The 11,156-nt window shown below is 64.5% G+C and carries 9 protein-coding genes; 8 read left to right on the forward strand and 1 reads right to left on the reverse strand.

Annotation, left to right across the window (positions count from 1 at the left end; genetic code table 11):
- Positions 1–136 precede the first annotated feature (136 nt).
- Positions 137–1,060, reverse strand: coding sequence for a DUF1186 domain-containing protein (locus QZY48_RS25925; RefSeq protein WP_295436411.1), 924 nt, complete (start codon positions 1,058–1,060; stop codon positions 137–139).
- Between the two features lie 388 nt (positions 1,061–1,448).
- Here QZY48_RS25925 and QZY48_RS35035 point away from each other — a divergent pair, with 388 nt between their 5' ends.
- The 8 genes from QZY48_RS35035 to QZY48_RS25960 form a co-directional block, all read left to right on the forward strand.
- Positions 1,449–1,577, forward strand: coding sequence for a DUF2845 domain-containing protein (locus QZY48_RS35035; RefSeq protein ID WP_366929782.1), 129 nt, complete (start codon positions 1,449–1,451; stop codon positions 1,575–1,577).
- 193 nt (positions 1,578–1,770) lie between these two features.
- Complete coding sequence (locus QZY48_RS25930; protein ID WP_295436412.1) at positions 1,771–2,004, forward strand: hypothetical protein; 234 nt, start codon at positions 1,771–1,773, stop codon at positions 2,002–2,004.
- Between the two features lie 755 nt (positions 2,005–2,759).
- Positions 2,760–5,057 (forward strand): response regulator, encoded by a 2,298-nt coding sequence (locus QZY48_RS25935; RefSeq protein ID WP_295436413.1) that lies wholly within the window; start codon positions 2,760–2,762, stop codon positions 5,055–5,057.
- A 136-nt stretch (positions 5,058–5,193) separates the two neighbouring features.
- The gene (locus tag QZY48_RS25940) at positions 5,194–5,442 is read left to right on the forward strand and encodes a hypothetical protein (protein WP_295436414.1); all 249 of its coding nucleotides are present in this window, start codon (positions 5,194–5,196) and stop codon (positions 5,440–5,442) included.
- A 325-nt stretch (positions 5,443–5,767) separates the two neighbouring features.
- A complete protein-coding gene (locus tag QZY48_RS25945; protein ID WP_295436415.1) occupies positions 5,768–6,001 on the forward strand; it encodes an antitoxin in 234 nt (77 codons plus the stop codon).
- Between the two features lie 12 nt (positions 6,002–6,013).
- Positions 6,014–6,433 carry a type II toxin-antitoxin system VapC family toxin gene (locus QZY48_RS25950; protein ID WP_295436417.1) on the forward strand — a complete coding sequence of 140 codons (420 nt, stop codon included), beginning with the start codon at positions 6,014–6,016 and terminating at the stop codon, positions 6,431–6,433.
- 52 nt (positions 6,434–6,485) lie between these two features.
- Positions 6,486–7,490 carry an AbiJ-NTD4 domain-containing protein gene (locus tag QZY48_RS25955; protein ID WP_295436418.1) on the forward strand — a complete coding sequence of 335 codons (1,005 nt, stop codon included), beginning with the start codon at positions 6,486–6,488 and terminating at the stop codon, positions 7,488–7,490.
- 24 nt (positions 7,491–7,514) lie between these two features.
- Positions 7,515–11,156, forward strand: a 3,642-nt coding sequence (locus tag QZY48_RS25960) for a hypothetical protein (protein WP_295436419.1), incomplete at its 3' end; no start/stop codon positions are given.

Consider the following 11,156-nt stretch of genomic DNA (forward strand, 5'->3'; position numbering starts at 1 on the left):
CGCGACGATCTGGCGCAACACCTCATACTGTCCCTCGTTGATCTTCTTTGGCCGACCACCTTTCGACATCGTTGCGCGCCTCGTTCTTGTAAACTCGCGCAAGAATATCGGCCAGGTAGATTTTGTCTATACCCTCTCAGCCCCCGCAGCATTTCTTGTACTTCTTGCCACTGCCGCAAGGACAAGGGTCGTTGCGGCCCACCTTCGCGGCCGCCCGCGTCGGCGTTGGCACCTGGCGAACGACCGGGCGCCGCTTGAGATCGATAGGCTTGCGCTGCTCAGGGGTCTGAAAGCAACACCAACGGTCCAACTCGTCCACCGGGTGTCCGGGCAGCCTGACTCCGGGTGATGGTTTGTAGGGCTCCGGGCGGTCCCTGTGCTCCGCCATGGCAGCCTCGAAGCGCTCCGCACCCCCGCCAAGCCAGGGGTCCACCAGTTGGAGCTCGAAGGCCCGGCGGATCATTGGGACCAGTTCCTGCGCGTCGATGTCGGCCGCAAGCCAGACCAGGGTGGCCCAGACCCAAGCGGTCGCGTCGGCAGGCTGCTCCCCAGCCTCCGCCGCGTCCAGCCAGGGCCTCGCAAATCGGCCCAGGCGCTCCCGCAGCCCATCACGATCCAGTTCCCCGATAGCAAAGAGGAGCTCCAGCGCACGGATGGCCGCGGTTCGGACATACTCGTTGAGCGCGGGGTCTTCGATCAGGCGCTCGATGCCGCGCGTGTCGCCGTGGCATACCGCGGCCAGTTGGCGCCCGTAGTCCTCGGTCACCGTGTCTCCGATAACGTCGAACAAGGTCTCACCCGGCAAGGTACCCATCTGCACGAACAGCGGATAGGCCGCCGGCTCGCGGAAATAGGCCAGCAGGTAGATCGCGAAGTGGTGACGCCAATAATCCTTGGTCGCGAGGGCCGGCGCGAACCCGGCGTCGAGTTGTCGGCGCAGCTCGCCGAGCAGCAAGGGTGTGATCGCCTGGCGCTGCTCAACGGCCTCGATCAGTGCCGCGCGGGGGAACCGACCGGGGCCGGCGGTGGCGAGTGCCTGGAAAATCTCGTCGGGGGTCATGTGGATTCTTGAGGGTTAGAGTAGACACAAGCGGCGATGATACAGGCTCGGTCCTCTGCCGAAACCTCCGGAGTCGGATCGTTGATGGGGTCGAGAGAGATTTTATCCGTGCAGGTTGACGGGTTGACGGGCGTGGGCTAGGCTCTTAGTGAACTGGGTGGGGAGAGGGCGCCGACATCAGCGGTAGGACGGGGAGATCGGGCGCTCGGAGGCTGGGGAATCTGGAACTCGACCGAATCTGGCTAGGACGCCCACCACCGCCTTCAGGCAAAGAAAACATTTAGTCGCTTATGTTGGCGCAGCACGCCGCTGAATAGATGAAAAAAGGACAAACAAAATGCTACGCGAGAAGGTAAAGTTCAGTTGCATGGTGGTTGTCGTCGCAACCATGTTGCCGTTGGCCACCGCAAACGCAGATTTTCGTTGCCGAGACGGCAATCTCATCAACACAGGAGACTCAATGTTGTACCTCCTCAATAAGTGCGGCAGCCCGATGTCCCAATCTGACCTTAGCTAACATCCAAACCATCGCCGAAGGCCATGGTATCCGGGAGCTTGGTGTTCTCAGGCAAAGTTACGGTGACGGAAAGTGGAAGAAAAAAAGGTATTGCGATGGTAGAACTGGATTCGGGACAGGTCGCCAAAGCCGAAGTTCACTGGTACGAGGCTCATGGCGTAGGTAAGGTAAAGCTTAAGGTTAAGAAATGGCTATGAAATTTGTCGTCTGCCTCGAAAAGAAAGACCTCGGGGAGTTTTCCAACGAGGATATTACATTAGGTCGTCTTTATGAGCTTGTAGAAGAAGATGTCGGCAACGGCATGGTTCGGATTATCGACGAATCGGGCGAGGATTATCTTTATCCATCGTCGTGGTTTGAGCCGATAGCCCTACGCGATTCGATAGCCCTTCGCCTTCATGATGCGCTAGCAAGACTTGCTGCTTGAGGATCGCGGGAAACCGAGTCAGGTCTTGCCTTTTGCGTACACCTTCGCTCGCAGCGCCAAGAATTACGCCTGGAAAAAGTGGAAGGGAAAAGGGGCCACGCTAACGGCCATGAGGGGTTGTCCGTCACCCCCGAAACATGAAAGCCCTCGGTGGGAGCGGCGTTCACGGTAACCCGACTGACGCGATTCCTCTCTGCGTCTCTGCGTCAGATTTTTTGAGAGGTCTCACGCAGAGGCGCAGAGACGCAGAGGCGGTGACCCGCGACGCTCGGGTAGCCCGCGAGGCCTCGTCGCGGCTGAAGCCGCTCCCACAAGGTCCCCGCCGGACTTTCACGGCAACCTCTGCCCTGAAGGCGCGGGCGAAATTCGTGCAATCCAAAGTGTGGGGCGCTTGATCGCGACGCGTCTGCGCGCACGCCCCGCGGGAACCTGGCAACGTCCACAGTCGCCCGCCAGATCCTTGCAAGCCAGGGACGGGGCTTGATCGTGCCGCATCTGCCTGTGCCTGTCGGCGGCCGGGATGGCGGATGACCTATGCCCTTCAAGTCCCGAGTTCCCTCAGTGCTCCCCCTTGGTCCGGAGCGGCCCGGCGAGCCGGTCGTGGCGACCCGCGGCCGGGTCGGCAGACACCACGCGCACCCTTGGGACATAATGGGCCTGGACCTAAGTCCGCGCCGATTGGGAACGGGCGCGCGCCCCGGGTCGTGCGACCATCGTCCACCGCCGCCCCGTGCGGGAGCCCCCGGACCTCAGCCATGCGTAAGCCCATCGACCCTACTGCGCCGATCAGACCCCCGACCCTGGGCGCGGACCAGGAGCGGCAGGTCCAGGCGGACCTGACCCGCCTGCTGTTCGAGCAGACCCCGCCGGGGCTCGCCATTACGGCGGTCAACGCCGCCCTGGTGACCGCGGCCATGGGCTTTGTCGCCGACCCGCTCGCGGTCTGGACCTGGTTCGGCTCGCTGCTGCTGATCCTGGCCGCCCGCACCCTGCTCGTGCGGCGCTTTCGCCGCGACCGCGCCGCTGCATCGGACGCCTCCTGGACCCGGCGCTTTACCCTGGGCGCCGCCGCCACCGGGATCGCCTGGGGGCTCGCCACCCTGGTGCTGCCCGATCAGGACCTGTCCTATCAGGTCTTCCTGGGGTTTGTGCTCTCCGGCATGGTGGCCGGGGCCATCCCAACCTTGAGTCACCATCTCCTGGCCTACCGCGCCTATCTGCTCGCGGCCCTGCTCCCGTTCGGCGTGCACCTGGCGGTCCTGGATAACCAGCTCGCCTATACCTTCCTGTTCATGTTGACCCTCTTCGGCCTTTTCATGTGGAGCAATGCCCGCCGCTACCACGAGACCCTGCGCCGCTCCCTGGAACTGGGCCATGCCAACCTGGATCTCGTGGCCGACCTGACCCGGGAGAAGCACCAGATCGCCGAGCTGAATGACCAACTGGCGCTCGAGGTCGAGGAGCGGCGCAGCGCCCAGCAGGCCCTGATCCATGCGAAAGAGGTAGCGGAGTCCGGCAGCCTGGCCAAGAGCCAGTTCGTCGCCAACATGAGCCACGAGATCCGCACCCCGATGAACGGCGTCCTGGGGATGCTGGAGATGCTCGGCCAATCGCACCTGGACACCGTCCAGCGCGGCTATGTGGAGATCGCCCGCAACTCCGCCGAGGGGCTGCTCACCGTCATCAACGACATCCTGGACTTCTCCAAGATCGAGGCCGGCAAGCTGGACCTGGAGGCCATCCCCTTCGACGCGCGCCTCCTGGCGGAGGACGTGGCGGCGCTCTTCAGTGCCAGCGCCCAGACCCGGGAGCTCGAATTGGCCTGCTTCGTGGAGCCCCAGGGCAAGACCCGGGTCCTGGGGGACCCGACGCGCCTGCGCCAGGTGCTCACCAACATCCTGGGCAACGCGGTCAAATTCACCCAGCACGGGGAGGTGCTGCTGCATGTGAGCGAAGGGCCGGCGACCGCGGAACACCGGACCCTGTGCTTCGCCGTCAACGACACCGGCATCGGCATGTCGGCGGAGCAGCGCGTGCGGCTCTTCAGCCCCTTCGTGCAGGCCGACGGCTCCACCACCCGCCGCTTCGGCGGTTCCGGGCTCGGTCTGACCATCAGCAAGAACCTGATCGAGCTGATGGGGGGCACGCTCGAGGTCCAGAGCACGCTGGGCGAGGGGTCGCGCTTCCTGATCAGCATCCCCTTCCTGCCCCAGTCGGACGCGGGCGCGGCGCTGCCGCCGAACGGGCTCGACGGGTGCCGTATGTTGGCGGTGGACGACCACCTGACCAACCTGGAGATCCTGGGCCACTACCTGCGCGGCTGGGGCGTGCACTACACCTGCGTCACCCGGCCGGCGGAGGCCCTGGAGCGCCTGCGCCGGGCCGCCGCCGCCGGGCAGCCCTTCGCGGTCGCCATCCTGGACATGCAGATGCCGGACATGGACGGCCTGGCGCTGGCCCGCGCCATCCGGGCGGACCCGCTCATCGCCGCCATCCGGCTGGTGCTCCTGAGTTCCACCGGTCAGCCCGCCGCGGCGGACCTGCCGGGGATCGACCTCGCCCTGAACAAGCCGGTGCGCCTCGCCCTGCTGCGCGACGCCCTGTTCCAACTGGTCCACGGGCGCACCCCGGAGCCGGCCCCGCCGCCGCCCGAACCGACGCCGCCCCACCTAACCGGCCGGGTCCTGCTGGCGGAGGACAACCTGGTCAACCAAAAGGTCGCCTGCGGCATGTTGCGTAAACTGGGGCTGACCGTGGAGGTCGCGGACAACGGCGCCGAGGCCCTGGCCCTGATCGCCGCCGGGACCTACGACCTGGTGTTGATGGACGTGCAGATGCCGGTGATGGACGGCTTCGCGGCCACCCGCGCCCTGCGCGAGCGCGAGCACCAGGCCGGGGGGCGGCGGCTGCCGGTGATCGCCATGACCGCCAACGCCATGTCCGGCGACCGCGACCTGTGCCTCGCGGCCGGGATGGACGACTATCTCCCCAAGCCGGTGCGCCTGGCGGAGTTGCATCGGGTGCTGGATCAGTGGGTGCGGGCGGGGCAGTGAGGGGCGAAAGGAGCCGGGGCGTCCCGCCCCGAGCGTTTCGCTATCGCGGTTTCAAGCAGGTCGCCAGCACACGGCCGGACGGCGGGACCCATCGTCGGCTACCCCATCAACCAAAGAACGCCAGTGAGAATGCAATATGAGCCTTTCCATCCACTTGCCGGAGATTCTTGAAGAGCGGCTGGCGGTTTTTTGCCAGGCACACGGTATCACCGAAGATCAAGCGATCCAGCAGGCACTTCAGCAGCTTTTGAGCGCCCCCCCTTCGCTCACACCCTATGCCCTCGGCGTTGAAGGATTTGGCGCGGATCAGACCCATTCCGGCGATATCGCAAAAAATAGCCGTCAGATCCTGCGGGAGCGATTTCGTGACCCCGTTACTCGTTGATGCCGGCTTCCTGGTCGCGCTCTACATTCCCCGGTGAGCAGCTACCCGGACCCGGCGGCCTATATCCGGTAATACGCCGATCAAGATATCGATTTCGCCGATGCGGCGCCGGTCTGGCTGGCGAGTCAAAGCGGTCAGAGCAATCTTTCGCGAAGACGATTCCGGTCGCCGTGCAGCAGACACGACGGACAGCATATCGACGAGGCCGCTGGACTGCTTTTCACGTCGGGGCTCGGGCGGTGTCGATCCGAGGTCCCCGTATCGCCTCGCGTCGTGCGCCCTGTGCTAACCTATGCCGCAACCTATGCCCACTCGATCACTCCCCATGCATGCCCCCCGCCGCGCTACCCTCTTCATCAATGGCAGCAATCAAGCGATTCGCATCCCGCGGGACTTTGAACTGCCCGGCAAGGAAGCCCTGATCCGCAAGGAAGGCGACCGCCTCATCATCGAGCCGGTGCCCCCGCCGAGACTGCTCGCGGTGCTGGCAACCCTCGACCCCATCGACGACACCTTCCCCGACATCCAGGACCCGGCGCCGGAGCCGGTCGATCTCTAGCGGTTTTCTGCCATGCCGAAGCCCGCGTATCTGCTCGACACCAACATCGTCTCCGATCTCGTGCGCCGGCCCGCGGGGCGCATCCGCGACTGCATCGCCGCGCGCGGTGAGGAACGGGGCTGCACCAGCAGCGTCGTCGCCGCTGAGCTGCGTTTCGGCGCGGCGAAGAAGGGCTCGCAGCGGTTGACCGCCCAACTGGAGACCGTGCTGGCGGCCCTGGACATCCTGCCCTTCGACGAGCCCGCGGATCGGCGCTACGGCGAGATCCGAGCGGCGCTCGAACGCGCGGGCACGCCGATCGGTGCCAACGACCTGCTCATCGCGGCCCACGCCCTTGCACACGGCCTGATCCTGGTCACCGCCAACGAGGACGAGTTCCGCCGCGTGCCGGGGCTGGTGGTCGAGAACTGGCTGAATCGCGAAGGCCGGTAGCCAGAAGGCACGGCTGCGCCATGCCGCGATCACCGTCGCCGATGCCGACCTGATGATCGCGGCCATCGCCTTTGGTGCAACATTGGTGACGGACAACCTGCGGCATTACAATCGCGTCGATGGACTGCCGCTGGAAGATTGGGTCCGCCCGCTCGCGGCATCCGCAGCGGCCGAACCGAGACAGGACAAGCCCCAACCGCTGCGGATTCTCCACACCAAGATGACTGATCCGACATTCTCCGAACGCCACGGCTTTAGCCCGCAACCCGCGCCGATCACGGTTCGGCAGGATGCGCCCCGCGATCTGCGCAGGCTGATCCCATCGCTCGCTTACCAATGCGACCTCAGTCCCAGCACGCTGCGGTCTTTAGTCTGTGCCGTGACCCTGCGGGCAGAAGACCCGAATAACTGGTCTCCATCAGACATTGAGGGCGAGGTCCGCGACATCCTCGATCGGTGCGACTGGTTCGATGTCTACGAAATCATCGAGCGGATTGCCGCGGAGCTGAAAGACAGGGACGAGTATTATTTCAACGACAGAGAGGATCACGTCGCGTGCTTCACGTCGCGGATCAACCGCCTGTTTAGTAAGCACGGCATTGGCTGGCAACTGATCGACGGCAGAATCGAGGTCCGCGGCGAGGAGGTCTTCGAGGCCGTTGCCCGCCCAACGATCAAGGCGTTAGAGGATGCGGGACTGGCAACGACCGCCGATGAGATTCGCGAAGCTCTCAAGGACCTGTCCCGCCGTCCCGAGCCTGACATCACCGGCGCCATTCAGCATGCCATGGCTGCGGCGGAATGCCTCTCCCGCAGGGTCACGGATGACAAGGGCAGGCTTGGCGAGCTTATCAAGAGGCATCCAACACTTTTCCCCCGCCCGCTGGACGAGGGTCTACACAAGCTCTGGGGGTATGCCTCAAATAACGGCAGGCATCTTCTTGAGGGTTGCGATCCGTCCTACGAGGAGGCGGAGCTGGTGGTCACGGTCGCCGCGGCCGTGGTCAGCTATCTGAAACGCAAGCTCGATAGCGCGGAAGCAAGCGCCGAAGAGTGATTAACCTGCCGGATGCACAATGACATGCTGGAAGACTTCATCAAGGATTGGCGCCGGGACTGGCTTGAGAACTACCGCCGTACCCCGCTCATGGCGCGCGAACACGTCGGCATCGAAGAAAACGTGTTGGCCGGCGGATACGGCTACCGGCAGATACTCGAACTGGTGCAAAACGGCGCCGATGCGGTTCTTGAGGAGGCCGAGGCAAAGGGTTGCCATGGACGGGCCAGGATTCATGTGCTATTCGACGGCCAACGGCTCTATGTCGCCAATACCGGGGCGCCACTGAGTCGGGAGGGCATCGAGTCCCTACTTATGTCAAACTTGTCACCAAAGCGCGGCAATCAGATAGGCCGGTTCGGCATCGGCTTCAAGTCGCTGCTGCGGCTTGGCGGCATCATCGACATCCTGAGCCGAGGCGCGTCGCTGCGCTTCGATCCACCCCGATGTCAGCAAGAAGTCCGTAACGCTTGCAAGCGGCTAGCGGACTCCCCCGCCCCGTCACTGAGGCTGGCCTGGACGCTGGACCGGCAGGCGGAGGCGCAGCAAGACCAGCAGTTGCACGCCTTCGACTGGGCGACGACCGTGGTTCGGGCCGAGGTCAAGAACCCGACGATGGGGGAGCATCTGACAAAAGAGATCGAGGCGTTTCCGGCGCGATTCTTGTTGTTCATCACTACCGCCGTCGACCTTACGCTGGAAGCACCTGACCTTGAGCCCCGCCGGATCAATCAGACGCCCGATAGCAATGCCGTTATCCTTCACGACGGGGAGGCGTCATCGCGGTGGCGTTTGATCAAGCGCGTGATCCAGGTTACCGATCCAGCGGCGGTGGAAAACGCCACCCATATCCATCGACGGGACGAGATCCCGCTGACCTGGGCCATCCCCCTGGACGCAAAGCGCGAGGAACCAGGTAGCTTTTGGGTCGCCTTCCCGACTCAATCGTTGACCAGTATCCCCGGCATCTTGAACGCGCCTTGGAAGGTCAATACCGACCGACAGTCGATTATCGACGGCGAATGGAACCGGGCCTTGATGCGGAAGGCTGCTGCGATGATCGCGGAGGCGCTGCCCACTCTGGCAAACGCGGACGATCCAGCCCGAGCGCTGGATTATCTGCCTCGCCAAGATCACAACGCACTGGCGGCGACGCTGGTTGACGAGTTGTGGGAGCAGGTGGGCACCGCCGAGATCGTGCCCGACGCAACCGGTACCTTGCGGCTTGCCGCGGAGCTGCGTCGCCACCCGAGTGACGACAAAACCTTAGTGGCGCGCTGGTGCGAGATCGCCGACGAGACATGTCGAGCCGATTGGGTCCATCCGGATTGTCTGCAAGGCGTCCGCGCGGCCCGACTCCGGGGGCTCGCTGAGCGCTTAGCGAAGTCACCTATCGTGGGCAAACCTGCCCTTGCACGGGCTACAGCGGCGGGATGGTTTGCGAAGATCGCGGCTGGCGGGGAGGAGCAGGCGAAGGCGGTCATCCTGCTGACCTCGGACTATGCGAACAATCTGAAGAGAGGCGAATGGCCCAGTGTCCGCCAAACCCTGAAGGTCGTCCCCGATCGCAACGGCGCACTTCGGTGTCCTGACGACATCTGGATTGCCAGCGCCGAGCAGTCCGCGCAGGACCGGCACTTCGTCGCGGACGCGCTGGTTCGCGATGAGGTGATCAGGCGGATCCTGCGCAAGACCTTGGGCGTGCGGAGTCTGCTGAACGACAACTGGTTGCCGATACTCGAACAGACCATCAAGGATCTCATCGAGCAAGAACGGACCTATGGCAGTGACTCTCGGGACTGGAACGGGTTCTGGCAGACATTACGCAACGCGAGGCCACAAGACCAAGCCGCGTTTGCCGCGAAGTACAAAGGGCAGGTGCGCGTTCGCCGCCAGGACGGCACTTGGCAGTATCCCTATGCGTTGCTGCTGCCTGGCGAGATCGTACCGGCGACGGACCCGGAAAATCGCAAGATGCTGGTCGATGCGGATATGCATTGCGAGGACGAAGCTCTATTGCGGCTGCTCGGCGTCGTGAGCAAGCCGGAGGGCAAGCAGCGTGTCTATCGCCAGGTAAGCGACGCCCCGCATTTCTGGCCAATGGAGAAGAATTTCGATGACTGGACGGCTATTGCGTCCCGTGCGTTTCGGTGCCATCATTCGCGAGTGGAGCCCCAGAGTTTTCTCCCCGACTCGATAGGCTTGCCGGCGGGCAGTTACCTGCTGCCGCATCTCCAGGGACGAGCGAGGACGCGGCTGACGGATTTGTTGTTGACCGGTGCGACCGAAGAGGACCGCGTTCTCACGCTGTCTCACCACAAGAAGCCGGATGACTACAACCCGGTTAATGTCGAGCACCCCCTCCGCTGGCTGCTGCGCATCTACGGTTCTGTCGCCATCGGCAACGTGACCATACCGTTTACGACCATCCTGGCACGCTGCGACGTGTCCACACTGAGGCGACTCACTCATTTGGCGCCCCGGTTACCGATCATCCAGGCGCTTGCGGGCTCACCGCGTCCGCAGCCGGCGGGAACCAAGGCACTCGACACCTTTTGGCAAGCCCTCACCGATCACCTCGCAACCCGCGAGGCCATCGTCGGCGACACCCTGGCCGACCTTTGGCACAACGCCGCAGCCGATGGATGGGTGCCGAAGCGGCTGCCTGGCCCGGCGGGAAACCTGGAGGTGAGCGAGGTGTACGTCACCGGTTCCGCTGACCTGGCGCGGCGCGCCCGCGCCCTTGGCTGGACCGTGGTGGAACTCGACGAGGAGACCCGCGCACTTTGGCGACAGAAGGGCGCCTTAGACCTGGATGCGCAGTTCAGCCGAGGCTGGGACGCAGCGGTCGCAAGCTTCAATAGCCTGGCGGATGCTCTGCCCGAGGTGGCGGCGGTGCTGTCGCGGGAGGGCAAGGGGCAGAGCTACACGCAGGTGGTCCATGGGTTGCACCTGCGCATCGGCGAGGCGCGCGAGCCGGTCCCCTGCCTGCATTGGGAAGGCGTGTTGTACCTGGACCAGGCGCAACTCGAAGCCCTGCCGCACCGAGAGCGTCTGGGGCTGATTCTGACGGAGGCCGCCGCAGCAGGCTGGCTCGACCGTACGCCTGCAGATGCGCTGGCATACATCGCCGATGTCACGTTGGAGGACCGGCGCCACGCGGTCGCGGCCGGCGCGGACCTGACCGAGCGCCTGCTGCGGGCCGTTGGCGGCAATGTGACAGCGCTGCATGCCGCCTTGGGGGATGCGGCGTGTCGCGCGCTACCCGCCTACGGCCCGCCGACGCAGGTCGCGGCGTTGACGCTGGACCTGTTGGGACCTGCAGTACTGCAAGATTCCCATGTCTCCGAAGCGATGAAGGACGCCGATCTGCGGCCACCGTCGCGCTGGGGAACTGACGAGGCCCGCGCTTTCGTCGCGGCGCTTGGGTTCCCCGAGGCATTCGCCCAGTCGCAGTCGCGGCGGCTGGATGCGGAGTTGTGGGTTAGCGGACCGTTGCCGTTACCACCGCTCCATCCGGAATACCAGGTGGAGGTTTTCGAGGCGCTGACGGGCCTGATCGCAATGGGCAGCGGACGGCGGCGCGCGGTGGTCAGCTTGCCGACCGGGGGCGGGAAGACGCGCATCGCGGTCGAGGCCGCGGTGGAACTGATCCTGAAGCCGGAG

Origin of the sequence: uncultured Thiodictyon sp. (assembly GCF_903828115.1) — a bacterium.
In the GTDB taxonomy this organism is placed as follows: Bacteria; Pseudomonadota; Gammaproteobacteria; order Chromatiales; family Chromatiaceae; genus Thiodictyon.